The sequence below is a fragment of the Acinetobacter brisouii genome (assembly GCF_008993995.1).
Classification (GTDB): domain Bacteria; phylum Pseudomonadota; class Gammaproteobacteria; order Pseudomonadales; family Moraxellaceae; genus Acinetobacter; species Acinetobacter brisouii_A.
On sequence record NZ_BKNN01000001.1, the window covers coordinates 47,029 to 72,641 of the forward strand.

The window sequence follows — 25,613 nt, forward strand, 5'->3', positions numbered from 1 at the left end:
CAGTGGCTCGGGCTGATTTTACTTAATTTCTTGTATTAATAACTGCTGTCTGAGATGAAGCAGTTCAGGCAAGGTTTCTAATAACAAGCTGATCTGTTTTAAGATCAGTAATAAATGATCAGAAACATCTGCCTGTTGGTTAAGTGTTTTAATCTCTCGCAATTTTACTTGGATTTCAGTGTCAGGCAAGGGCTGCTGTTGCAGTAAAACAGCATTTAAGGTCTGTTGACACCATTGCATTAATTGCAAAATGTCAGGGTCTTGCACCTGTTCACGATGGCTGCCTAACGCAGCAATATAGCTGAGCTGACTGTGGCTATAGACCAAATAGCGGAAAGCATGATGAATCAAAGTCGGGTTCGGATGCGGCTCTGCGCTAAGACTCGAAATCATGGCAGACAGTTCAATTTGCTTGTTATGCGCAAAGCGCCGTGCTTCACGATAACTCAAATCATTTTGCTTACCATATTGGTACTGTGTCATGACTGCATCGAGATATGCCAGTGTCGCTTGAGTTGAGTTTTTAATGTTGTTGGAAATATTTCTAAAATTCCAGTCTGGCCAGATAAAACTCACTGCTAGCCAAGCGATGGCACAGCCAAGTAGTGTATCAATAATACGAGGTAAGATAATTTCATAGCCCGCACCTTTAATGTTAAAAATCAATAACACCATCAGGGTTGCCATGAGGGTTGCCATCGAATATTTTTTGACCCGAAGATAAAAGAACAACACTCCACAAATCACCGTCAGCAACAATTGCCCTTCAACACTCGGCACAAAATATAAAATCGGAATACCACACAGTACCCCAGAGAGTGTGCCTAAAGTACGCATTTTCAGACGCGACTTGGTGGCAAAGTAACTGATCTGACAGACAAATAAACTGGTCAGTAAAATCCAGTAGCCATTGCGTGCAAATGGCAGGAGGGAAATGGCATAACCCACCACAAACACGACTGCAATCCGTACAGCATGGCGAAATAGTGCAGACTGTGGACTTAAATGCTGTTTGAGTTTGAGCCGTAAATCATGCCAGTCCTGAATATCATCATCCAAAAGATTAAGATGATCATCTAGCGTTGTAGTCTGTTCAGGCAAATGATTCAGTGCTAAAAGTTGCTGATGCAGATTGTGCAGATTGTTTAAAATGAGCTGTAAATTTTTAACTTCAACATTACTTGGATTGAGTTGTACCCAGTCATGCATGGATTGCTCTAACTGTTGAAGCGCTAAACTATGTTCAGAATTGACCACATAAGGTTGTCGACTGAGAACACACTGGGAAATTTGCTCACATGCCAGTGCATTCATCCGAATATTTTTCTGAATACGAAAGATCAGATCACTACGACTAAAATTGGCTTGGATGTGTTCATAATGCAAATAATTCGAGGTCGCCTGTTCGTGAATATCCTGTGCGAGAAAGTACAAATGTAGCCAGTAAATGGTGTTTTTATTGGCACGGGAGGCCTTTAAACGGGTCAGTAAAGCGGCTTTGGTCTGATTCAGGCTTTGCACGACTGCTGAGTTTTGTACAGATAAATCAAAGAGTAATTGTTCGACCAAATGCTGGTGATCGGGGTCGAACAGTTTGGACTTGAGTTGTAGAAGTTTGGCAATTTGCTGAAAACTGGTCGAGAGATAATCCTGTACCACTAGTGTGGGTTTGAGTAGATAAAACACAATGGCAGCACAGCCATACCACATGGCTCCCAATACAAAACAGCTAGGCTGCCAGTACCAGACATGAGGCTCGCCCAAGCCAAACATGGTATAAATCGAGAGTAATACCGTCCCAAAGGAAATACTGGCGTAGCGTTGCCCTAAGCCACCGAGCAAGATAAAACCTGCACTCGATAAAGATAAGTAACTGATAAATAATAGGGGATACGGATGCAGTAATTCTAAAATGGTACTGGTCGTAAAAAACAGAATACAGACATAGAGCAGATTACGCAGACGAATGGTGAGTCGGTCATCGAAATCGGTTAATGCTGCGGCAATGGTGCCAAGGGTCACAGGGACAATAAATTGTCCCAAGTGCAAATAATATAAACCAAGTGTCGTACCGGTAAGCACAATACACATTTGCAAGCAATACATGATCAATGCATTGCTTTGGTAACGCTGAAGCAGGGTATAGAAGCTATTCACGTCATTGATTTTTAGGTGATTATGTCGAAGTTTAGACTGAACTTTTTTTATTCGACTGTCAATTGCCCAAGCACTTTATTGAATAATACCGCAAGCAATATGCTCGCTCCCCCGACTTGAGAGGATTGCTGTATCCGCATAGTTGTCTTCACCTGCATTGACAATAATCGCAAGCCCTTGAACGTCACTGAGCTTGAGTCGAGGCGCAATGATGCTTTGATTGACATTACCATTGGAGTCGACTTGTAACGCGGGCAAGTCACCTAAATGCCCTGTTAGTGCTGTACCATGATATTTGGCATGATCAGGATTAAAATGATTGCCTGCAGCATAAGCAGCACCGAGTTTGCCATTTCGTTCAGCAGCTTGGCATGAGCCATTTTCATGGATATGAAAGCCATGTTCCCCCGAAGGCAGTTTAGATAAATGAACCGTGATCACTAAACCTTGTGCTGAATCTTCTAAACGGACAGTCCCTATTTTTTGACTAATACCTTGAGTCGAAACAGCATGGATTTTGACTTTCTTTTGATATGAATGCTGAGAATATAGGGACTGGCAACCTATCATGAAGCCTGAACCGAGTAAGCATAAGCAGCTAAGCTGAATAAAATGACGCATAATGATTATCCTTTTTTTCGTATTTTATTTTTGCGTCTTTTATTCAAGCAAATTCAAATGGATGAATTGTTATTCATCCGTTATGACATGTATGAATTTGTAGGTTTTAATCTTCCGCTGTAAGCTCATTCTGTTCATGAATCCATTCTCGCCAAATCGCCAGTAAAATCGCCAAGATGACAGGTCCAATAAATAGACCCACCAAGCCAAAGCTGGCAATGCCGCCCAATACCCCAAACATGATCAATAAAAACGGGATTTTGGTTGCCCCTGAAATGACCAAAGGACGAATGACGTTATCGGAGGTGCTGACAATACACACACCCCAAATAAAAACACCAATTGATTCAAATACTTGCCCTTGTGAAATCAACCATAAACTGACGGCTGTATAAGACAGTGGCGTCCCAAAAGGAATGAGTGCCAGTACAAAAGTAATGATGGTGAGCACCATTGGGTTCGGTACACCTGCAACAAAGTAGCTTAAACCTGCCAATACCGCTTGGGCGATTGCGGTTAAACCAATGCCATATACGACAGCACGTGTGGTTTCAGAAATCGTGTCTAAATAATGGTGGACACGAGGACCAATGACTTTTTCCAGTGCCGTTTTGACTTGTTCTAAGAGGCTCAAACCATCCCGATAGAAAAAGAACAATGAAAATAAAGCAAAAAATAATTTGACAAGATTACGGCTAATTTCACTCAGGACAAAGCGTCCATAGTTGAGATGGTTCTGTAGCCAAAACATAATATTTTGTGTGATGGCATGTGGATTATTATTCAGTTCATTTAAGCTACGCTGTATATCTTTACCAATGACAGGCAGGTCGGTAATCAGTTGGGGTAAGCTAAAGTGCCCAGAAAATAGCTGTTTTTGCAGTTCAAAAAATAACTGGCGACCTTCATGTTGCAAAATAAAGATAGCAAAAATCAATGGAATGCCGATGACCAAAATAATGAGAAATAACATTAAGGTCGCGCTCAGTGTTTGGCGGTTTTCTCCGCATTTCACCAATACCCAACGATAAATCGGCCATGTCATGTAGGCAATAATAATTGCCCAAACCACAGGCACAATAAAATATTTAAGGACACTGAAGCTTAAGTAAAGCAGGACGAAAAACAATCCAAACAACAAAATCCGATGTAGCAAAACAGGGGCAGATTTTTGCACGCGTATCTCAAAATTAAGGTTTTTTTAATATAGGTATATTAACTGAAAAACCCATGGCGGCAAATTGATCTGTCTGCCATTTAAAACCATGCGGTTGGATCATCAATAATGGCATTGAGTAGCGGTTGCCATTGTTTCTGAATACTCACATAGGTCTTTTGCTGTTTATCAAAAATACTTAAGCCTTGTACAGCCAGTTGTCCATAAGCACTCCGTTCAGAAATCCATGCAATTGGTTGTTGTTCGATTTTTCCAAAAAATTCTTGAATGTCCCGTGAGCTGGCACTGTTGGCTTTCACGCGATTTGCCACGAGCAATAACTCGACCTTACCTTTACGGACGCGTTTAATTTCTTGTAAATGTTTCAGAAAGCGGCGTGTACTGTCGATGTCAAAAAAGGAGGGTTGTAGAGGGGTAATAATGGCATGACTTTCGCTGATCAGATGTTCAGCATGTTCACCTGAAAGTGCACCAGGTGCATCAATAATCAGATAGTCTAGGTTTTTAGGTGCATCGCCAATTGATTTTTCATTGCGCCAGTCTAAAGATTGAATGTGTGCTGCATTGCTTGGGCGTTGTTTGAGCCATTGTAAGCTTGATTTTTGATTGTCGGCATCTGCCAGTGCGACACGATAGTTTTTTACGGCAAGGGCGCTTGCCAAAGTAATTGCTGTATTGGTTTTTCCGCATCCACCTTTCTGGTTGGCAATTAATATAGTTTTCATGTCAATTATAGAAGAAATATAGGCTGGATTACTTTAGCACTTTTTCTCAGGCTGCGCTTATGACATGACAAAAAGTCTTAAGCCTGTTTAAATGCTTGACTTTATTCAGAAGGAAATGACAGATGTCGATTTGGATTGCCATGGCGATAGGTTTGGGTATAGGCATAATCTTGACCTATGCGCTGTTGTCCAATTTACGAAATGGTAAAATTCAAGCCGAATATGAAGCCCAAATTTCTGAATTAAAACGTCAACATCAAAAAGAATTGCGCCAAGTTCAGTCACGCAGCGTGAACAGCAGTCGGGCAATTCTCAAAGGTAAAATGGCAGAGCAGTTTGCACCGATCTTTCCCGAATTTGAATATTTGCCAAGTGATGCCAAATTTTTGGGAGATCCAGTCGATTATGTCGTTTTCAATGGCTATAACGCTTTTCGAGATGGCGCAGGACGAGCCGATCACATCGAAGTGGTGCTGATTGATATTAAAAGTGGGAATGCCCGTTTGACCAAAGGGCAACAAGCGATTGCTGAAGCGGTGAAGAAAGGGCGTATTCGCTTTGAAACCATTCGGATTGAATTTGAAGACTAGATGACAAAATTCCTACGTTTTTAGCGCTTATGGTTACGCTTTTCGCTGTATTTGCTGAGCATTGAGCTTTTAAAATTTAAAAGATCAAATCAATGTTTAGATGAGGAATCAGCATGCCAGTTTTAAAGCATTGGGCATGTGGTATTGGATTGCTAGTGCTTGCAAGCCACAGTTTTGCCTCAAACTCAGGTGCAGAATATAACATTGCCAATGGTCTAGTACCGACCGCTCAAGGGCAATCCATTTCAACCCTAAAAAGTTTCCAAGGCGACTTTCGCATTTTAAGTACCAAAAGCTATACGCATGACGAACAGGCGAAGTTCTCGCCAATTGACTATGCTGTAAGTTGGGGCATGTTTGCTGACCCCTATTTTGCACGTCAAATTACGGTTCGGCAGTATGACCGCTTTCTGAATTGGAAAATGAAAACCTTGCCTGTTTCTCCACAAAAAGCCATGCAAATGGTTTCCAATATGCACATTGTACCTGCTACACCAAACATTGCTCAGCAAATAAAACAGGTTCGCCGTGGGGATTTGGTACGTTTGCAAGGTGAATTGGTTGAAATCAAAGACCGTGACTTGGTCTGGCGATCCTCTCTCACCAATACCGATGTTGGCGAAGGAGGATGTGAACTGTTTCGTGTCAAGTCGATTCAGTGGATTGAACGCAAGGCGTTATAACGCTCAGATTGCGGAATAGTCCCGCGTTGATTTTATGGTGCTGTGGCTGATTCAGTATGTGCTTTCCAGTATTCAAGCTGTTGAGCCGCTTGGATCAGTGTGGATTGATCAGCAGGTGTCTGCTTTTGCGGTTCACGCTGACTGTCCCAGTAAGCAGACATCATGCCTTGGATATAACGCCCTTGTTCTGTTTTTAAATCCAGATCTTTGAGCATGTTGAGTGCGGAATGCACTTGATCATGCTTACGTTGCATCACAAATTCTTGACTGAGCTGATGGTTCTTTTTGAGTTGTTCAAGCTCAGTACGCATCTCCTGTGACATGTCATGAAAATTACGAGTAAAATTTTCTAACTGTTGAATATCATGTGCATCATTGGCTGTTGCTGCAAACTCACGAATATGGGCTGGTCGTTGAGCAACGGGATGGCTTGCTGTAGATGCCGAAGACGTTTGTTCGGTCGCAGGCTGTTCTGGAGTTTTGTGGCAACCTGCTAGCCCCAAGCTGCCTAGCACAAGGCAGGACAGCATCCAATCACGACAAGAAAAAAACATGACATGTCACCTAAGTTAGCAATCGACTTTATTGTGTTTTGATAAAGTCATAAGCATACGTAATATATGGAAAATCAATTTCATCATTTGGGCGTTTGCCTAAATGCTCAAACACCACCTGTTCAAACTGTTGCTTGAGTTGCTGCTGTTTTTCAGCAGGCATCATGGCAATAAAACTGGTTGAAAGCAAACGCTTACTCACGACCTGTTCGACTGTGCCATGATGTTGGTGAATAAAATGCTGTTCACTTCCTAGTTTAAACCATGTTTGATTTTTAAAAACTTTTTTCCAATCACCACTATGATAGCGTGGAGTGTCTGCTTCGAGTGGCAATAAAATATCGGCAATCGCCTTGACCCAAGGCACAGTGGTATCACGTTGATTCCAAATCAATCCAAAATGCCCTTGTGGCTTGAGTAAGCGATAGACTTCGGCAAGGGTTTCATGATTGGAAAACCAGTGAAAGGCTTGAGCTGCTAAAACAGCATCATAATGAGCCGATTCTAATGGAATATGATCACTGTGAGCGCTGAGTATCGTAATTTCAGGTTGGGTGGCATGCAGTTGTTGCTGCATTTCTGCGATTGGTTCAACCGCCACAATATGTGGCGTAACCTGTTTTAGATATTGGGTAAATTTTCCTGTACCTGCAGCAAGATCAATCACTTCCGATTGATGCGTCAGCTCAAGTTCATTACGCAGCCATGAGATGATTTGTAGCGGATAACTTGGACGGGTCTGTTGATAAAGTTCAGCACCAGAGCCAAAGCCTTGTGCTGCGGTTGGGTGTATTGTTGACATAATCTCATTCCTTGAATTTATTTGCTTTTATTATAGGAATTTCTCTGAATTTCAGCAGGGAAATAGCATTATTTATACAATTTAGCCTGTGCTCGACAAGCGACTGCGCCATAATGTCTGAGCATGTTGACCAGCAATTTGTCTGGAAAATTTCAATCTGAATAATAAGCAGCACCAGAGGGAAAATGACACATGAATCAATTTGTACAAATTCCAAATCTAAAACTACACGATGGTCAACACATTCCTGCACTCGGCTTTGGCACTTATAGCCTCAATGGACATGCAGGTGTAGAGGTCATGCAACGTGCTTTAGGGCATGGTTATCGTATGTTAGATTCCGCATTTAACTATGAAAACGAAGGTGCCGTTGGACAGGCTATTCGTTTATCAAAGCTAGAGCGCGATGAATTGTTTATTACCTCTAAGTTGCCAGGGCGCCATCATCATTATGAAAAGGCTGTGGTCACAATTGAGGAATCTCTTTATCGTGCCCAACTGAATTATTTCGATTTATATCTGATCCACTGGCCAAACCCGAAACAGGGTTTATATGTTGAAGCATGGCAGGCTTTGATTGATGCGCAGAAAAAAGGACAAATTAAATCAATTGGAGTAAGCAACTTCTTGCCTGAACATCTTGAAGTTTTAAAGAAAGAAACAGGTGTCATGCCTGTGATTAACCAAATTGAATTACACCCATATTTTAACCAAGCAGAGCAACGGGCATATCATCAGCAGCATGGTATCTTAACGATGGCATGGAGTCCGTTGGGACGGGCGCGTGATGTCTTTCAGGAGCCTGTATTACAGCAAATTGCTGAGCAACTTGGAAAATCAGTCGCACAGATTATTTTGAAATGGCAGATTCAACTTGGTGTGATCCCAATTCCTAAAGCGACCAGTGGCCAAAATCAGCTCGCCAATAAAGCAATTTTTCAGTTTGAACTCAGTGATGAGCAAATGCAGCAGATCAACGCCTTGACGCGCAGCAATGGTCGTTTGAAAAATCAAGACCCTGCGGTGTATGAGGAATTTTAATCACAAACAACAGGAATGGGCGGCATAGACCGTCCATTGGCTTGTAAGTGACAGTTGGGTGGAACGTGGTATTGTGGTGGTTGTGGATGATAATCACCGCGAGGCTGTTGCAGAATAATTACCTGTGGCCGACTGATTTCAACTTGGGTGTGACTTGCATTCGAATCCACAAAAACACGCGTGGTCGATTCAATCTGTCGGGTTTGTTCGGGGACAATAATACAGGCGTGTAATGATAGTCCACAGCCAAGTACACTTGCCCACTTTAGCGTTTTCCACATGACATCACCTCGGTCTTTTTAGTTTCATTTAACTTTAAGTGACTTCAGTGGATTGCTCAATGATTGCTGTGTACAGATTCTGGCAAATGATAAAATTTTTGGAGTTGCTTCATTTGACTGTGCAATTGTTTTGCAGGTAAACGTGTTTCTTGTAGCAGTGTGACCCATGCCATATGGCAGCGTTTAAGTTCATCTGCAGTTTGACACTGACGGATACGCTCAATCAGTCCTTTTGCCAATAAACCACAGTATTGTTGCAAGGTTTCCATCATCATATTTTTCATGGTTGGTAAGTTCAGTGCCAAATCTAGGCTAGGTGGGGGTGTGGTATCGAGCTTAAAATCGGCTTCTTTTTGTTCTTGAGCGATTTCCTCTGCCAGTGTAGGCGCGGCTTGCGGTTTCGCATAGCGTTCTAGTACGTGTGAGAGTACATTGACAGTCGGGGATACTGGCGCAACGGTTTCGGTTTCGGTTTCGGTTTCGGTTTCGGTTTCGGTTTCGGTTTCGGCTGTCTGATCTTCAATAAAACCGAGCGCCAATAGCCCATCAATCAGTTCAGGCTGTAATAGGCGTCTTTGATTCATTTCAGGCAATTTATCAAATGCTTCCGTTCCAATAATAAACAGCAATTGGCGCTGTTTGGCAGAAAGCAATTTAGAGCGTTGTTGTAAAGCGTCATGACCTGCTGTGGTTTTGACATATTGCATTGTCCAATTCCCCCTCATTGGAATAATGCGAATATTCAAGCGCAGCATTGTGACAGCTTAATTAATTCATTTAAATTTAGATGAATTGTATTATGAAATAGCCGAATATATGAATTTTATAGTTTTTCTGAAAAATCCGTTTTGGGATTATGCCTATTGGTTTTAAACTATAGAAATATGACAGCGGCATGGCAAGATGTCATATTTTGCCCTGTTTAATCTCTCTTGCCTTTATACAATAGGCATTCGCCAGTCCCTCTTTTTTATTGCATTTTGGCTGTTGCCAATTTTTATTTTCGGTGCCTGAATGGATAAGCAAATTATTTTTGAAGACGAACAAATCCGAGTTATTTTTCTAAAAGGAAATTCCAAAGAACTGATTTTTTCGTTTGGGGATTTAATTACTCGCGCCAAAGGCTTAACGATTAATGCAGAAAAGTCGTTGGCAAAATACGAATATAACGTGATTGGCGTGATGCCAAAAATTAAATCATGGTTTCCTGCTGCGAGCATGCAAGCCATGATGAGTGCCGTACAGCCGATTTTAGACCAGTTTGAAACGGTTGTCGGTTATGGCGGTTCAATGGGGGGATATGCGGCAATTAAATATTCTAAATTGCTGAAAATGAACCGCATCATTGCATTTGTACCGCAGTATAGTATTGATCCGCAAGAAGTGGAAGACCGTCGTTATACCGAATTTTTTGATGAAAGCTTACATCAGGATATGCATATTACCACGCAGGATGTTTGCTCAAACAGTGAATACATCGTGGTGTATGACCCGCACTATGCCAATGACCGTGAACATTATTTAAAAATCAAACATGTCTTACCACAGTTGCATACCTTGCATTTGCCATTTACAGGGCATGAGGCACTTTCGGTTTTAGCCAGTTCAAGTTTATTGAATGACTTTATTCGCCATCCGTGGAATAAAAACTATTTCTACCAGCAAATGCGTACGGTCAAGAAAAAGAGTAAATTCTACTACCGTACCGTGATTAATAATCTGTTATCACGTCATAGTGCAGCACTTGGGCGCATTTTACGCAGCAATGATTTACAGCTAGATGACCAGTATTTAGATGCTAACTTAAAACAGTTGATTACCCGTATTATGCTGAGTCGCCGTCAGGTGACAGAACAAGATTTACAAAAACTGGGCATTAAGGTTAATTTGCCAAAAGACAATAATCCCAACCAGTTGCAAGATTGTTATGGTAATTATTTGGTGTTTAACATCATTAGCAACAAAATCGAAAGCTATCCAGATGAAGCGATTCGACTCAATCATAAATATTTGATTCCACTGCTAATTAAATCAAGCTGTATCGTCAAGATTGAGCTAAACAACGAGCGTTATATCGTGGCGATGAATGACCGCCGTGTCATGAAACTGTTCCCTGAAGATGATGCCTTGTCGATGGATATGAGCCCGATCGTTGTGAAGAAATATCCAGAATATTATGTGTTGAGCTATAAAGACCAAAATATGCGCTGCGATAGTTTGGGCATTTGTTATTTTGTTGAACCGCCACTTTTGGACGAAGAAAAATTTATCCTCGCATAAATTGCTGAATAGCAAATAAAAACAGAAAAGATTTCGGTTTTTTCTGTTTTTTTATGGTTACTGATTTTGCACAAATTCAGATTGCGATGTATTGATGGCTTTTTATACATTACGCAAATGATTTTTATTTCGGTTTTTTAGTCTTGTGCATGCAGAAATTTTACTCAGTTGTCAGTTGGTCGGTCATTTTCATGGGCAGATGAGTCTACCCAATATCGCTTATATTCATAGTTTACATTTTCAACCTGAACATCGTCCGATCTTAAAACAACTTGTCCCGTGGCAGCAGCTTGAACAGAGTACACAATATTGGTTCGATAGCTTGCGACGGCGCCACATTCAAGATATGCGATTGGATTTGTTTGGGCAATACCCACTGATTTATACCCGTTTTAATGATGGCACACTCAGTGCTTGGCGCTCAGATTGGCAGTTCAATGATTTAGAACAACAATGGGATATAGATTACTATGAGTCACTTTGTAAATTAGAAAAATTTCCTGTGCTTACAACTGTAGATAATCGGCAGGATTTTTTAATAGTGTTGCACAAGTTAGAACATTTGGCTCAAGTCATTGGAGAAACCCAGTTCGCCCAGATTTTTCATCGGGCAGCAGGAACTTTGGCACAAACCAGTCACAGTATTCGAGAGTTACAGCAACAGCTTTTTTTGGCAGCACAGCAAGCATGGGTGTTTGGTGGCATGGGTTCTTGGAATGATGCAGCACCGTATTTGGCGGCAGAGCAGGGTTTGGAACAGGACTACCACCACCTGACTGAGCAATTGCATCGGCAGATCAGACAAGCTTTAATGTATGCAGTCAATTTCGCCAAAACAACATCAAGGACAACAACATGAGCCAGTTAAAAGCTGCATTTTTGGATTATGCCAGTTTAGATCAGAACGACTTGGACTTTCGTCCGCTCAATGCTGCTTTTTCTGAGTTGCAATTGTATGATGCAACCTCGTCAGATCAGGTACTCACACGACTGACCAATGTTGAAGTCGCGATTGTGAATAAAGTGGTGTTAAGCGCTGAAACGATTCAGCAATTGCCAAAACTCAAACTGATTTTAATTTCTGCCACAGGCACTAATAATGTCGATCTAAAAGCTGCACAAGCGCAGGGCATTGTGGTGTGTAACTGTCAAGGGTACGGCACGGCATCGGTGGCACAGCATGCGTTGGCACTGATGCTGGCACTGGCAACCAATGTGGTGAAATACAATCAGGCGGTGCAGCAGGGGCGTTGGCAGCAGGCAGAGCAGTTCTGCTTTTTAGATTTCCCGATTGTGGAGTTGGCAGGTAAAACGCTTGGCGTGTTGGGTTATGGCGAACTTGGACAGGAAGTTGCTCGTTTGGCACAAGCATTCGGCATGAAGATTTTGGTGGGGAATCTGCCAAATCGTCAGCATGAGGGACGTTTGTCACTTGAAGAACTGTTACCACAGGTCGATGTGCTGACGTTACATTGCCCACTGAATGACAGTACCAAAGACCTGATTTCTGAAAAAGAACTGGCGCTCATGAAGCCGAGCGCATTTTTGGTGAATACAGCACGTGGCGGCATCGTCAATGAAATGGCACTGGCACAGGCTTTACAGCAAGGCAAATTGGCAGGTGCAGCAACCGATGTTCTGACTGTCGAGCCACCTAAGCAAGGAAATATCTTGCTTGATTCTACCATTCCGAATTTGATTATCACCCCACATTCAGCATGGGGGAGTGTCCAAGCCCGTCAGCGCATTGTGCAGCAACTGACTGAAAATGCCGAAGGCTTTGCTTCTGGCAATATTCTGCGTCAGGTCAATTAATTACTGCTAGGTTGGCTAAGCGATTTTTGCTCAATTGGGACAGGGGTTGTATCGTTACGGCTGCCTGTCACTACTTCTTTGGTTTGCTCCCATTTCTTTTCGGCGCCTTGTTGTACATCACTGGCTTTTTCTTGCACGGCTTGAGATTTTTCAGCGCCGAACTCTTTGGTGTTTTCCCATTTACGTTGGATTTTTTCTGAGGCCTTGTCTGCACCGCGTTGTGTGGCGTTGCCAATACGCTGCATGGTTTGTCCTGTTTTGTATAAAATCACACGTCCTAGACTTGGATTGTCGGGTAATGGGGCATTTTGAGTGGTTGATGGGTCTGTAGTAAGTGCAAAAACTGACGGTGCTGCAACGAGGCAACTACTCAATAAAAATAGTTTGATTGGGCTTAAATGCATTGCAAGATCTCATCCTGTGAATGCTCGTTATTTTAGGATGAGATGAGGTGAATAGGTGGGAAAGTGAAGAAATTCATACAGCAAACTTACAACAGCATACAAATAGTGAATTTAAGCTGTATTTAAAAAATAATGATTTTCAATTTTTATTGAGTCCATATTATCTTGAATCATCGAAGTTGAGAATTTTTCTTTTTCAGCCCAAAAATTTCGTAAGTTTTCGGCTTTGTTGCATAAATATGTAAGCATCTGATTTAAATAAATTTAATTTTGGATCAAAAAACAATCAAAACTTTTAAAATCATATAGTTATGAAATCTTTGTGCAACAAAGCCAATTTTTTATAATAAATGAAAAAGTATCATCGCAAAATAATTTTTCAGTCACCGCTCTTTTTAGTATATTTATATCTAGCATTTGAATATTTAAAATATTATAAACTAATACTAACTTTTCTTCTTTCATTACGCTTATTTTTAATAAAAAACCCCACTCATTCAAGCAGGGTTTTCTTTAAACTTCAAGCAAATCAGGCTTTAGTGCTGCAACACACTCACATCAGCCACAGCGGTAAACAAGTTACGCAACTGCGCCAATAAACGTAAACGGTTGGCTTTCAGTTCAGCATCTTCTGCCATCACCATCACACCTTCAAAGAAGGCATCAATTGGCGCACGAAGTGCAGCAAGCTTAGACAAGGCTTCTGTGTAATCTTTGGCTGCCAATAATGGTTCAACCACAGGATTCACCGCTTGAAGCTCAGCATACAATGCTTTTTCAGCATCTTCGACCAATTTGCTGGCATCCACAGTACCTTCAGGCGTTGCTTCTTTGGCAAGAATGTTAGCAACACGTTTGTTGGCAGCAGCCAGTGCAGCCGCTTCAGGCAGTGCGCGGAAGTGATTCACAGCATTGATACGTTTGTCAAAATCAAGCGGAGATTTTGGCGATAATGCTTGAACGGCTTGAAGCACATCGACTGCAACGCCTTGGTCTTCGTATTTAGCACGGTAACGACCTTCAAGGAAAGTAACCGCATCAGCCAAAGTCTTGTCGTGATCTTTGACAATCTCGCCATAACCTTGCAGTGCCAAGTTCACCAACTCTTCAATAGTCACATCCAGTTCATTTTCAATGATCAGACGTAAAATACCAATCGCTGAGCGACGCAGCGCAAACGGATCTTTTGAACCTGTTGGGGCTTGTCCAATACCAAAAATACCCACCAAGGTATCTAAACGGTCAGCAAGCGCAATGGTTGTACCCGTTTTGGTTTTTGGTAAAACATCGCCTGCGAATTTTGGTAAATACTGTTCGCCAAGGGCTTCGGCAACTTCATCATTTTCGCCTTCGATGCGAGCATAGTAAGTGCCTGCAATCCCTTGAAGTTCAGGGAATTCACCGACCAATTCAGAGGTTAAGTCGCATTTTGCCAGTAATGCTGCTTTTTCAGCATCAGCCGCATTGGCACCTGTCATGCTTGCTAAAGCCACAGCCAATTTAGCAATACGCTCTGACTTGTCCCAAAGTGTACCCAATTGTGCTTGGAATACCATGTTGGCTAATTTTTCTTTACGAGAAGCAAGCGGTTGTTTTTGGTCTTGCAAGAAGAAGAATTCAGCATCGCTCAAACGTGGACGAACTACTTTTTCATTCCCTTCAATAATTTGAATCGGGTCTTTTGAATCGATGTTCGACACCGTAATGAAGTAAGGCTGTAATTTACCTTCGCTGTTTACCAAGCAGAAATATTTTTGGTTGTCCTGCATGGTGGTAATCAACGCTTCTTGTGGCACAGCCAAATAGCGTTCTTCAAAAGTCGCGCGAAGGGCAACAGGCCATTCTACCAGTGCAGTTACTTCATCTAGCAAATCGCTTGGCACAATCGCAGTTGCATTGACTTCATCAGCCAGTTTTTTCACTTGCTCCTGAATCAATTCCTGACGCAGTTCAAAGTTGGCAATCACATGGGCTTTTTCCAAAGCCGCCAAGTAGTCGTTCGCATGTGCCAAAGTGATCGCTTCAGGTGCATGGAAACGGTGACCATAGCTCAAGTTACCCGCAACGTGATCCTGAATCGTGGCAGGAATCACTTGGTCATCTTTCAGCAATACTACCCATTTTACAGGGCGAACAAATTCGGTACGGCTTGCTGCTGAACGCATGCGTTTTGCAATCGGTAAGCGATCCAAAGCAGTTTGCAAGATTTGCGGTAAAAGTACATCGAGGCTTTGACCTTGAATGTCTTTGTAATAGCACACTTTTTCAACTTTACCTGCTTGGAAGGTTGAAACCTGTTCCACGCTAATGCCTTGACCACGCATAAAACCATCAAGCGCTTTGGTTGGTTTGCCTTCAGCATCATAAGCCGCTTGTACCGCAGGGCCGTCAAAGCGTTTTTGTGTGTCAGCTTGAGCGCCATCGACATCGACAATTTTTAAAGCTAAACGACGTGGTGCGGCATAAGCTTCAATTGAAGCAAAGTTCAAACCTGCTTCCTGTAAGCCTTTGACCGTTTCAGCCTGTAGGGCATCACGCAAAGTTTTTAAGCTTTTTGGAGGAAGTTCTTCACAGCCGAGTTCAAATAAAACAGTATGTTGAGTCATTATTTGTTCTCCGTTTTTGCAGCTTCTGCGTCGGCTTGTGCTTGTAACTGTGCCAAGACTTCATCACGTAAATGCGGTTCTGCCATTGGGAAGCCCAACTTGGCACGCGCTTGGACATAACTTTGTGCAATCGCACGTGACAATCCACGAACACGTAAAATATAACGCTGACGTTCAGTCACCGAAATCGCACCACGTGCGTCCAGCAAGTTAAAGGTGTGTGATGCTTTCATCACTTGCTCATACGCAGGTAATGGCAGCTCAGCTTCAATCAGACGGTTGGCTTCTGACTCGTAAAAATCGAAGAATTCAAATAGTTTTTCAACAGGTGCGTATTCGAAGTTATAAGTCGATTGTTCCACTTCGTTTTGATGGAACACATCGCCATACGTCACTGTGCCAAATGGGCCTTTGGTCCAAACCAAGTCATATACCGAGTCAACCCCTTGCAAATACATCGCAAGACGTTCAAGACCGTAAGTAATTTCACCTGTCACAGGGTAACATTCGATACCGCCCACTTGTTGGAAGTAAGTGAACTGAGTCACTTCCATACCATTCAGCCAAACTTCCCAACCTAAGCCCCAAGCGCCAAGTGTTGGAGATTCCCAGTTATCTTCTACAAAGCGAATGTCATGGGTTAAAGTGTCAATGCCAATGGCTTTGAGTGAGTCCAAATACAACTGCTGAATGTTGTCTGGATTTGGCTTCAAGACCACTTGGAACTGGTAATAATGCTGTAAGCGGTTCGGGTTTTCACCGTAGCGACCATCTTTAGGACGGCGCGAAGGCTGCACGTAAGCCGCGTTCCAAGTTTCAGGGCCTAAGGCACGTAAGAAGGTTGCTGTGTGGAATGTTCCTGCGCCAACTTCCATGTCATAAGGTTGCAAAACAACACAGCCTTGCTCGGCCCAGTAATTTTGTAAGGCAAGAATTAAGCCTTGAAAAGTATCAATATGCGAGATGGCGCGACTCATGTAGCATCCACGAATTATGAGAAAAATTGTCCCTAAGTATAAGGATTTTGTAGGTAGGTGGCAAAGACTTCTATGCAAAATTGCCAATCGTCAGGGAAATGATGAATGAGATAAATTTTGCATATAGATTCAGCATTTTCTCATCAAAGGGTTTTCTGATATTTATAATCTATAAAATAAATACATCTTTAAGGTTCACACCGTATAATATTTTTCCATAGCGTAAAAAGAGCAGGAATGATGTCGCTACCGATAGACATTTTAAAACCCAATTTTAAATTGTTGCCCGTTAGGGAACGCGTGTTGTGCGCGCTTGGTGCCTTATTTGGACTCGCGATTTCATCCGCTTTTAGCTGGTGGGTGTTAGGTGGTTTTAATGCATGGTACATTGCCCCAATGGGCGCATCTTCAGTCTTGTTATTTGCTGTCCCTTCTAGCCCTTTGGCACAGCCGTGGAATATTGTGGTCGGAAATACGCTTGCCGCATTCATTGGAGTTTTGTGCACACAATATATTCCTGAAGTAACACTTGCATTTAGTATTGCCGTTGCACTGGCGATTTTTTTGATGATGAGCAGTGATTCCTTACATCCCCCGAGTGGAGCAGTTGCGATGACCGCAGTCTTGGGTGGAGCATCAGTGCATCAGTTGGGCTTTAAATTTATCGCTTATCCTGTTTTGTTAAATTCATTGTTACTTTTGGCTGTGGCAGTCATTTTTAATCGTGCCATTGGACGCAGTTACCCAAACACTGCACAGCTTAATCCGCGTAGCAAAGACCCGACACCAGAACAAAAAGTCAGTATTCAACCCCAAGACATTCAAGATGTTTTAGCGCATCAAACCGAGCTACTCGATATTAGCCAATATCAGCTTGAGGAAATTATTTTACAGGCACAGCGCCATGCTCAACAGCGCTCTCCACAGATTTACGCCTGCCGAGATATTATGAGTCGTGACTTAATCACCCTAAATGCTCAAGATGAAATTCAGCAGGCTGTTGCCAAATTCAAACAGGTCAATCTGATGAGCTTGCCTGTGATTGATGATGCAGGAAAATTATTGGGTACACTGGCACTCTATGAAGTCGTGGAATGGTTTCAGTCAGTTGCTGATCCACGCGCGCCACACCAAGATTTTGTCTATCAGATTATGCAGCGCCAAGTGGTTACGGTTCAGCCTGAACAACCGTTATACGACCTTATTCCTTATTTTGTGGAACGTTCATTTAATTATATTGCTGTGGTTGAGCAGCAACGCTTAGTTGGAATTATTAGTCGTGCCGATATGATTGCGGCGTTACAGCGACAATTGCTGATGCAACAGGCATAAAAAAACCACGACTTTCGGGGGAAAAGTCGTGGCGAAACTTTAAAACTTAGCGATAACGTTCTTCATTGATGGTGCGAATCGGGTGTTGATAGCGCATCGAAGGGTTAAAAATTCTTTTTTGCTTAGGAATGATGATCCATAAAATCAGATAGACCAAAATACCAGGAAATGCTGCACTCATAAGAGAAACAACAACAAAGAGGACACGCAAAAGGTTGGCGTTCCAGCCAAAACGATCAGCAATACCTCCCATTACCCCAGCAATCATCTGTTGGCGGCTTGAACGGTATAGTCCTGAACTGCTCATGCAAGGCTCCTGTTATATATAAGCATCACGATATTAACAAATAATGCGAACAAAGTCTTACTTTTTATATGGGACTTGAATGAAAAATTTCTAGGCTTAGCCTGCTGAAAAAGCGTTAATTTATGTAAATTTTTACTGTACAAAAAATAGTTTTGATTAAAATGCCTGACATAAAGATGTCATTCGGCATATTTTACTCTCCCAAAGGTTCTTATAATGCTCCCCCCATTACCTTATCTAAAAATGATGAGTTACTCAACTGTGCTTTGTGGGTGTGCATTGCTCAGTGCTTGTAGTCCAGCATCAGGTGACAATATACCAAATGGCAGCGCCGCATCGGCAAGTTTAGCAGTGCATAGTCATACGAATGATGGTCAAAAATTGATGGATGTTGCAGGTAAAAGCACCATGCCTGCACAAAATCAGCAGCCTGAAGTTCATCATGTGTTGACTCAACAAGAAAAACATATGGTTGGGCGTTATATTGTGACGATTTCCTGTATTGATCGGATTGCACGTTGTGAAACAGGGAAAAAGGGCTCAGTTGAGTACATTATCAACCTAATGGATGATGGCTCGGTATTTCGTTTGATTAAGAGCTTTGGAAAAATTTATGCAGATACGCGAATGGCGGAAGGTTATCAAGAAGACCATTGGGAAGTGGTGAGTGAACAGCAAAAGCAATATGTATTAGTCCATTTTAATACAGGTTTAAAATTTTATTATCTTATTGATGCTAAAGGCAATTTGATGATGGATAGCCAGCGAAATTTTGCTGTAAATCATCGTTTCTTTGAGCAGGGTCATCCTTATACATTAAATGACTACTATTTAGAACGCGCTCAGAACTAATTCAACGGACATGATATTGATCTGAAATGTCATTCTGATTTTTACACAGGCAAAAAAAATCCTCTCAAAAAGAGAGGATTTTTTAGAATCTTGGTGGGTCGTCCGCGACTCGAACGCGGGACCAACGGATTAAAAGTCCGCTGCTCTACCAACTGAGCTAACGACCCCTAACGGGTTCAATTCGATAAATGGTGGGTCGTCCGCGACTCGAACGCGGGACCAACGGATTAAAAGTCCGCTGCTCTACCAACTGAGCTAACGACCCATATCGTCTTGATGGTGCGTATTGTAGCAAGATCTTGGGCGATGGCAAGAGGATTTTGCAAGAAAATGAATTAACTGCTTACAAAATCCACAAATTAAGTGTTTTAAGTCGAAAAAATGATTAAAAACGATAGTGATACTGTTGAATGTTGGCAAAAATCTCAGCAGTAAGTGGGGTATAGGTCTGACTCTGAGGCAGGGTCACAACGATTGGCTCATGGCATTGCTCTAAATCAAAACCTTGATGCTTTAACTTGTTTTTTGGGTATTTAAAGGTACTCGTCGTTTCAAGCTGTTGCTGAATTCTTAAAAACACAGGAACTGCATAAGCAGGCAGTGCTTGCTGTAGCTTTTTCCAAAGCTCGGCAAGATTAAGCTGTTCTAAGCTAAGACCTTGTGCCAGTGTGATACTGGCCATTCCTGCCCGTCCATTGGTTTGAGGAATCTCTACACCGTAGACCACAGCTTCAGCAATCTCAGTTTGCTGCATTAAGACATTTTCAACTTCTGCCGTTGAAACATTTTCACCTTTCCAGCGGAAGGTATCACCTAAGCGGTCAATAAATTGTGCATGGCGAAAGCCTAAATTTCGGACTAAATCACCACTATTAAAATAGGCATCGCCTTGTTTAAAAACATCTTGCAAAAGGGCACTCTGATTTTTTGCAGCATCACTATACCCATCGAAAGGTGAACGTCGGGTAATCTTACCAATTAGTAATCCCACTTCACCTTTTTTGACCTTCTGGCAAAAGCCTTGATCATTGCGAATCGGTCGATTTTTCTCCTGATCATATTGCACAATGGCAAAAGGGGTCGGTGAAAGCCCGACGGTATTATCAAAATTGAGCAGATTGCTAAAACCAACATTGCCTTCACTTGAAGCGTACATTTCTAAAATTTCATCAACGGCAAAACGCTGTTTGAAATCATGCCAAATATTAGGACGCAGACCATTACCAATCATTTTACTGACTCGGTGCTGCTGGTCTTGTGATGATGCTGGAGCATCTAGCAGGTAGCGACAGATTTCACCGACATAACCCAAAGCCGATACATTAAATTTTTGGACATCTAACCAAAATTGACTGGTTGAATATTTACGTCGAGTTGCCAATGCTGCACCGCCAGCAATCACACCACACCAACACACCACAATACCTGTGGCATGGTACATCGGTAATGGGGCATAGAGGACATCTTGTTCATTTAAATTAAGCATATGCCCATAAGTGCCGTAAGCCAGTGTCCAGCGCCCATGATTGAAAATCACCGCTTTAGGTAAGCCTGTTGTACCCGATGTGTAAATGTAAAATAGCCCATCTTTGGCATAAACATGCTTGGTTGTGGTGGTATTAAATTCGGGAAAGCAATCAATACATTGTGCTAAGTTTAAATAACCTTGTGGTGCTGTACCTTGTTCTTTACGTGTTTCAGTATCAGCAAACCAGTAACAACGTATGGTTTCATCGAATTCATGCTGAATTGGTTGAATGACAGTATCGTATTCTGCCCCAACAATTAGGGCTTTTGGCTGAACCAGACGAATGCTATGACTCAGTACCTGACCTGATTGCGCTGTGTTGAGTAAAGCTGCAATTGCTCCAATTTTAGCAAGAGCCAAAACACAGGCAAAAAATTCAGGACGATTGCTGAGCATGATGGCAATCACGTCACCTTTTTGCACACCTTGAGCTAGAAAGTAGTGTCCAATCTGGTTCGCCCACTGATTCAGTTCTTTATAACTCATCTGCTGTTGTTCAAAAAATAAAGCAGGGCGTTCAGAATGATATTGAGCTGTTTTTTCAAAAGCTACCGCAAGTCCTGTCGGGGTTTTGCTGCTACGCAAATAAGCTTGTTTTAAGCCTGAGAGAATATGGGGTAATTTCGGTAAGACGGATGGAATTTTTTGGAGCAGATCGCTGAATTCGATGGTATCTGTAGAAGAAGCTTTCATCACGTACCTATACTAAACAAAGAGAGAAAAATAATCAGTTATTTGCCTTAAAACTAAAAACCGCTTCACGAAGGAAGCGGTTTTTGTTTACAGAGGATTATTCTGTAGGGGTGTTTGGTGTTGCTTTTTTCGGTGGACGTCCACGTGGGCGACGAGGTGGGCGCGCTGCTGTTTTGTCTTTGGCAGCGGCCTTGCTGCTGTCTTCTGTTTTAGTTTCAACTTCGGCAGCAGTTTCTTCAACTACAGGCGAGCTGACCTTTTCAGTTTCAGTGATAGGCGTTGCAACTTCAGGATTTACAATCTCTGATGCTGTTTCAGTCACAGTCACCTCGACTTCAGTGCTTTCTGCAACTGGAGTAACTACAGCTTCAGACTCTAGAGACGTTGCCTCTGAGCTTGTTTCAACGATTGTTTCTGCAGTAATAGGAGCTGCTATTTCAGTTGTTGACTCCTCAACGACTGGACTAGTTTCTTCTACTGCGACCACGGTTTCCTCTGCTTGCTCCTGTAGGTGCTTGGCTTTCGCCTGTTCAGCAGCCTGTTTTGCTAAGCGACGACGTTCGCGAGGATCATTGGCAACACGTATTTGTGGTGCTTCTGGCGGGGTGAGGGCTAAAACTTCAGCAGGTTCAGCTTCGGCAGTGACTTTGCTTGGCAACTGTACATCACGCGTCACAGGCTTTTTCTCAGCTTCAACGTCAGCAGGCTGTTCAGCTACAGTACTGGCAGCATATTGCTCAGTGAATTTGATCAAAGCACGATTGAAGGTTTGTACCAAACCAAACTGCTCAATGAGTACGGTACAGTCTTCACCATAAACATGGCGAATGAGGCTACCCACATTGTACTGCGCTAATGTTGGAACTTGGCTCGGACTCAGTTTGACCACAGGTGTGGTTGATACTTTGGCTTCGCGTTGTTGGCGGCGGCGCATACGTGGGTCATTGCTCGCACGTTTAACTTCAGATTGAACTGCTGGTTTATTTTCAGCTGTTTTTTCTTCAGCGTTGCTCACCACTTTTTCTTCAACAGCAGCAATAGGCTGTTCAGCTGTTACTTCTGTTTTAACGACTTCAGGAGTTGTAGTCACTTGATCGACTACTTCTTCAGGAGCAGTGGCAACAGCGAGTGGACTGTTATGCAATGCAACAATTTCACGTGTTGCTTGCTCAACGTTCACGAGTAATGCTGTCGTCATTTCCTCTGAACGAGGTACATCAACAACATTGACTTTGACATCTGCTGGCTTAGCAGTGACAGCAGGAGTCGGGGTGTTGTTCACGACAACTGTCGGCTCTGTATTTAATACAGATGCATCGCGATGGCGATTTGGACGTTGTGGGCGCTGTTGATTGCGGTCACGACGTGCCACAGCAGGAGCTTCATTGGCATGATTTTGCTCAGTGAAATTAGGCTCTTGTTGTTGGCGTTTTTGTTGGCGTTTCAGTTCACGCATTTCTTGACGCGATAATTGCACAACTTCTTCGTGAACTTGAGCATTCTGATTTTGCTCAGGTTGTTGCTGTTCACGAGGTTCTTTGTGCTTATTACGCTGTTTTTTATGGTTGTTATTGTTGCGCTGTTGTTGAGACTTTTCATCTTTTTCGTGAGGTTCACGTTTTTCTGGCTTGCTTGGCGCAGCAACTGAAGATGGTGCAAGATAAGCATTATTATTGCTCACCGTTGCTGGAGTTTCAGGTACAGGCGTTGCAACAGTGTTCTGTACTTGACCAAACTGACCACGGCTGACAGCGCCATTGTTCACCATCTGTTCAATCGCTGCAGCAGCATTATTGGCAGAGCGTGACTGGTCACTTGTATGCGCCTGTTTTTGAACAAACAGATTTTCTAGCCATGCACATGGACTATTATTTTTCTGAGCAGGTGCAGCAACTTGCTGTGGTGCTTGTTCTACTGCAGCAGGAGGAGCATTGCGTTTTTGTTTTGCTTCAGGTGCTGTTGCGACTGGCGCAGTATGCTCATCTTCTAAATGCCATTCAGAAGACTGATAGCCAAGCTCTTTTTCACTTGAACGCGTTGCTTCTGTACGTTCGTAGCTGGTCGGTGCAAAACCTTCAGGGTTGTACTGAATTTCATAATGTGGTGTTTCCAAGTGCGGGTGAGGCAACACGGTAACACGGACATTTGAAGTTTGTTCAAGATAAACCAGACTGTGGCGTTTTTCATTGAGCAAGAACGCTGCAATTTCAACAGGAACTTCAACTTGAACTTCACCATGACGTTCACGAAGCGCAATTTCTTCGATCTTACGCATGATAGAAAGAGAAAGAGAACGAAGGTCACGTACCATGCCTGTACCATGACAGCGTGGGCAGACATAACCTGTTGCTTCTTCTAGAGATGGACGTAAGCGCTGACGGCTCATTTCCATTAAACCAAAACGTGATAGCTGACCAAACTGGATACGCGCACGGTCACTTTGCGTTGCTTCGCGAAGTTTCGCTTCAACCACACGCTGGTTACGGTCTTTAGTCATGTCGATGAAGTCGATCACCACTAAACCACCGATATCACGCAAACGTAATTGACGTGCAATTTCTTCAGCAGCTTCAACGTTGGTGTTGAGCGCAGTTTCTTCAACATCGTGACCACGGGTTGATTTTGCTGAGTTGATGTCGATTGAAACCAAAGCTTCAGTTTGGTCAATGACAATCGAACCGCCAGATGGCAATTTCACTTCGCGTTCATAAGCGGTTTGAATTTGGCTTTCGATACCAAAGTGTGCAAACAGTGGCTCATTTAGTGTATAGGTTTTTAATTTGTCGAGTTGACGAGGCATCACTGCTTTAACAAAGTTATAGGCTTCGTTAAATGCTTGCTCGCTATCAATCAGGATTTCAGCAACGTCATCACGTAAGTAATCACGAATGGCACGAGTAACAACCCCCGCTTCCTGATGAACTAACATTGGCGATGGGCCAGAATTTGCTGTGCTTTGAATTTGCGCCCAAAGGTCAAGCAAGTGTTGCAAGTCAAGTTGCAATTCTTCTTGGCTACGCCCAATACCTGCGGTACGCACAATTACGCTCATACCACGAGGCACATTGAGCGATGCTAACATTTCTTTGAGTTCTTCACGCACAGAACCTGAAATTTGACGGCTGATACCACCACCTTTCGGGTTATTTGGCATAAGCACCAAGTAACGACCTGCAAGTGAAATATAGGTAGACAGCGCAGCACCCTTGTTACCACGTTCTTCTTTTTCAACTTGGACTAAAAGTTCAGTTCCTTCGCTGATCAGTTCGCGAATGTTATTGTTTTCACGTGGGTCACTGTTGAGATAGCTGCGTGCAATTTCACGCATAGATAAAAAGCCTTGACGCCCTGCGCCATACTCGACAAATACAGCTTCAAGTGATGGCTCTACACGGGTGACATGACCTTTATAGATATTTGATTTTTTTTGTTCACGGGTACGGTTTTCAAGGTCAAAATCGTACAGACGATGACCAGTGATGAGTGCAACACGAACTTCTTCGGCATGTGTTGCATTGATCAACATACGTTTCATGGGTGTAATACCTAATCGTTGAAGCACAACGACAAGTCTGTTGCGGAGTGATTTTCAAGATGCAGAATTGAAGAAATCGCGTAGCGTTTACGCGCACTCACGAAGACCAGCTGAAGTGCTGGTTTTTGATTCATGCATATGAAAATACAAAACCGCTTTAATCCTTAATCGACTAAAATCGCCTGAAGATTCACTGGCTCTCAGGAGGTGTATTGGATGTCAAACTTTCACTGTATGTGGCGGGTGTGTTGATAACACAGGGTATACGGAATGTTCGTCGTATCCGCGCATCGCATACAAATCCAATACATCGAACGCTGAAGCCTGAATGCGACATCAGGAGACTTGTCTGATGTGTTTCAGTTTACGTTTAATAACTAGCCTAAACTAGCGACATATTTTTTGGGGCAGGCTGTTTTACGTGCAAAAGTACAAATTAACGTAACAGCCTACAATTTTGCCGATATAATAAGCCTTCGGCGCGGCATATTCTTTTGGGACCTTTCCGAGTTGCAGCTGAGATCTACCGTTCATTATTTTGAAATGGTAGACAATTTTACTCACTTACGGCGGTATCCGTGCGCTGACTATATCAAACCTTGTGGCATCTGCCTATGGGCTAAGCTTAAGTTTATTGTGAAAAGAATAGCCTA

The 25,613-nt window shown here is 42.7% G+C and carries 22 protein-coding genes and 2 tRNA genes; 8 read left to right on the forward strand and 16 right to left on the reverse strand.

The features are described from left to right. Positions 1 to 18: 18 nt before the first annotated feature. The 4 genes from yccS to GBN19_RS00240 all read right to left on the reverse strand — a co-directional run bounded on the left by yccS (position 19) and on the right by GBN19_RS00240 (position 4,680). The gene (gene yccS / locus GBN19_RS00225) at positions 19 to 2,157 is read right to left on the reverse strand and encodes a YccS family putative transporter (RefSeq protein WP_151776750.1); all 2,139 of its coding nucleotides are present in this window, start codon (positions 2,155 to 2,157) and stop codon (positions 19 to 21) included. Positions 2,158 to 2,232: 75 nt separating this feature from the next. Then, positions 2,233 to 2,778, reverse strand: coding sequence for a superoxide dismutase family protein (locus tag GBN19_RS00230; RefSeq protein WP_151776751.1), 546 nt, complete (start codon positions 2,776 to 2,778; stop codon positions 2,233 to 2,235). A 106-nt stretch (positions 2,779 to 2,884) separates the two neighbouring features. Further along, a complete protein-coding gene (locus GBN19_RS00235) occupies positions 2,885 to 3,955 on the reverse strand; it encodes an AI-2E family transporter (protein WP_151776752.1) in 1,071 nt (356 codons plus the stop codon). Between the two features lie 80 nt (positions 3,956 to 4,035). After that, complete coding sequence (locus tag GBN19_RS00240) at positions 4,036 to 4,680, reverse strand: ParA family protein (RefSeq protein ID WP_151776753.1); 645 nt, start codon at positions 4,678 to 4,680, stop codon at positions 4,036 to 4,038. Positions 4,681 to 4,802: 122 nt separating this feature from the next. Between GBN19_RS00240 and GBN19_RS00245 the strand changes: the two genes are divergently transcribed. Further along, positions 4,803 to 5,270 (forward strand): Holliday junction resolvase-like protein, encoded by a 468-nt coding sequence (locus GBN19_RS00245; protein WP_151776754.1) that lies wholly within the window; start codon positions 4,803 to 4,805, stop codon positions 5,268 to 5,270. 113 nt (positions 5,271 to 5,383) lie between these two features. Further along, positions 5,384 to 5,953 carry a hypothetical protein gene (locus GBN19_RS00250; protein ID WP_171494399.1) on the forward strand — a complete coding sequence of 190 codons (570 nt, stop codon included), beginning with the start codon at positions 5,384 to 5,386 and terminating at the stop codon, positions 5,951 to 5,953. A gap of 32 nt (positions 5,954 to 5,985) precedes the next feature. Here the strand turns inward: GBN19_RS00250 and GBN19_RS00255 are convergent, their stop codons facing one another. Further along, a complete protein-coding gene (locus GBN19_RS00255; RefSeq protein ID WP_151776755.1) occupies positions 5,986 to 6,507 on the reverse strand; it encodes a hypothetical protein in 522 nt (173 codons plus the stop codon). 28 nt (positions 6,508 to 6,535) lie between these two features. Further along, a complete protein-coding gene (locus GBN19_RS00260; RefSeq protein WP_171494403.1) occupies positions 6,536 to 7,312 on the reverse strand; it encodes a class I SAM-dependent methyltransferase in 777 nt (258 codons plus the stop codon). A 189-nt stretch (positions 7,313 to 7,501) separates the two neighbouring features. Here GBN19_RS00260 and GBN19_RS00265 point away from each other — a divergent pair, with 189 nt between their 5' ends. Continuing rightward, positions 7,502 to 8,350, forward strand: a complete 849-nt coding sequence (locus GBN19_RS00265) for an aldo/keto reductase (protein WP_151776757.1) — start codon at positions 7,502 to 7,504, stop codon at positions 8,348 to 8,350. On the opposite strand, the gene GBN19_RS00270 is transcribed toward GBN19_RS00265, so the two are convergent. Beyond that, positions 8,347 to 8,631: a hypothetical protein gene (locus GBN19_RS00270; protein ID WP_151776758.1), complete on the reverse strand. Its 285-nt coding sequence runs from the start codon at positions 8,629 to 8,631 to the stop codon at positions 8,347 to 8,349. The genes GBN19_RS00265 and GBN19_RS00270 overlap by 4 nt on opposite strands. 56 nt (positions 8,632 to 8,687) lie before the next feature. After that, positions 8,688 to 9,338 carry a hypothetical protein gene (locus GBN19_RS00275; protein WP_151776759.1) on the reverse strand — a complete coding sequence of 217 codons (651 nt, stop codon included), beginning with the start codon at positions 9,336 to 9,338 and terminating at the stop codon, positions 8,688 to 8,690. A 307-nt stretch (positions 9,339 to 9,645) separates the two neighbouring features. Here GBN19_RS00275 and GBN19_RS00280 point away from each other — a divergent pair, with 307 nt between their 5' ends. From GBN19_RS00280 to GBN19_RS00290, 3 genes are all read left to right on the forward strand, one after another. Beyond that, positions 9,646 to 10,911, forward strand: a complete 1,266-nt coding sequence (locus tag GBN19_RS00280; RefSeq protein ID WP_151776760.1) for a hypothetical protein — start codon at positions 9,646 to 9,648, stop codon at positions 10,909 to 10,911. A gap of 145 nt (positions 10,912 to 11,056) precedes the next feature. Next, positions 11,057 to 11,770: a hypothetical protein gene (locus tag GBN19_RS00285; RefSeq protein ID WP_151776761.1), complete on the forward strand. Its 714-nt coding sequence runs from the start codon at positions 11,057 to 11,059 to the stop codon at positions 11,768 to 11,770. Then, complete coding sequence (locus GBN19_RS00290; protein ID WP_151776762.1) at positions 11,767 to 12,726, forward strand: 2-hydroxyacid dehydrogenase; 960 nt, start codon at positions 11,767 to 11,769, stop codon at positions 12,724 to 12,726. The genes GBN19_RS00285 and GBN19_RS00290 overlap by 4 nt, the downstream gene beginning before the upstream one ends. On the opposite strand, the gene GBN19_RS00295 is transcribed toward GBN19_RS00290, so the two are convergent. The 3 genes from GBN19_RS00295 to glyQ form a co-directional block, all read right to left on the reverse strand. Beyond that, positions 12,723 to 13,130: a hypothetical protein gene (locus tag GBN19_RS00295; protein WP_151776763.1), complete on the reverse strand. Its 408-nt coding sequence runs from the start codon at positions 13,128 to 13,130 to the stop codon at positions 12,723 to 12,725. The genes GBN19_RS00290 and GBN19_RS00295 overlap by 4 nt on opposite strands. Positions 13,131 to 13,666: 536 nt before the next feature. Beyond that, entirely contained in the window at positions 13,667 to 15,736 is a 2,070-nt protein-coding gene (gene glyS, locus GBN19_RS00300) for a glycine--tRNA ligase subunit beta (protein WP_151776764.1), read from the reverse strand. Next, positions 15,736 to 16,713: a glycine--tRNA ligase subunit alpha gene (glyQ, locus tag GBN19_RS00305; protein WP_111893619.1), complete on the reverse strand. Its 978-nt coding sequence runs from the start codon at positions 16,711 to 16,713 to the stop codon at positions 15,736 to 15,738. Before glyQ ends, glyS begins: the two co-directional genes overlap by 1 nt. A 240-nt stretch (positions 16,714 to 16,953) precedes the next feature. Here glyQ and GBN19_RS00310 point away from each other — a divergent pair, with 240 nt between their 5' ends. Beyond that, positions 16,954 to 18,045, forward strand: a complete 1,092-nt coding sequence (locus GBN19_RS00310; protein ID WP_151776824.1) for an HPP family protein — start codon at positions 16,954 to 16,956, stop codon at positions 18,043 to 18,045. A gap of 46 nt (positions 18,046 to 18,091) precedes the next feature. Here the strand turns inward: GBN19_RS00310 and GBN19_RS00315 are convergent, their stop codons facing one another. Beyond that, entirely contained in the window at positions 18,092 to 18,352 is a 261-nt protein-coding gene (locus tag GBN19_RS00315; RefSeq protein ID WP_151776765.1) for a PspC domain-containing protein, read from the reverse strand. Positions 18,353 to 18,568: 216 nt separating this feature from the next. On the opposite strand from GBN19_RS00315, the gene GBN19_RS00320 reads away from it, so the two are divergent. After that, entirely contained in the window at positions 18,569 to 19,204 is a 636-nt protein-coding gene (locus GBN19_RS00320) for a hypothetical protein (protein WP_151776766.1), read from the forward strand. 91 nt (positions 19,205 to 19,295) lie between these two features. Here GBN19_RS00320 and GBN19_RS00325 read toward each other — a convergent pair. From GBN19_RS00325 to GBN19_RS00340, 4 genes are all read right to left on the reverse strand, one after another. Next, positions 19,296 to 19,371: transfer RNA gene (locus GBN19_RS00325), tRNA-Lys, on the reverse strand. A 22-nt stretch (positions 19,372 to 19,393) separates the two neighbouring features. After that, positions 19,394 to 19,469: transfer RNA gene (locus GBN19_RS00330), tRNA-Lys, on the reverse strand. 120 nt (positions 19,470 to 19,589) lie between these two features. Further along, complete coding sequence (locus GBN19_RS00335; protein WP_375707841.1) at positions 19,590 to 21,428, reverse strand: long-chain-acyl-CoA synthetase; 1,839 nt, start codon at positions 21,426 to 21,428, stop codon at positions 19,590 to 19,592. Positions 21,429 to 21,522: 94 nt separating this feature from the next. After that, positions 21,523 to 24,960 (reverse strand): Rne/Rng family ribonuclease, encoded by a 3,438-nt coding sequence (locus GBN19_RS00340; protein ID WP_151776768.1) that lies wholly within the window; start codon positions 24,958 to 24,960, stop codon positions 21,523 to 21,525. Between the last annotated feature and the right edge of the window lie 653 nt (positions 24,961 to 25,613).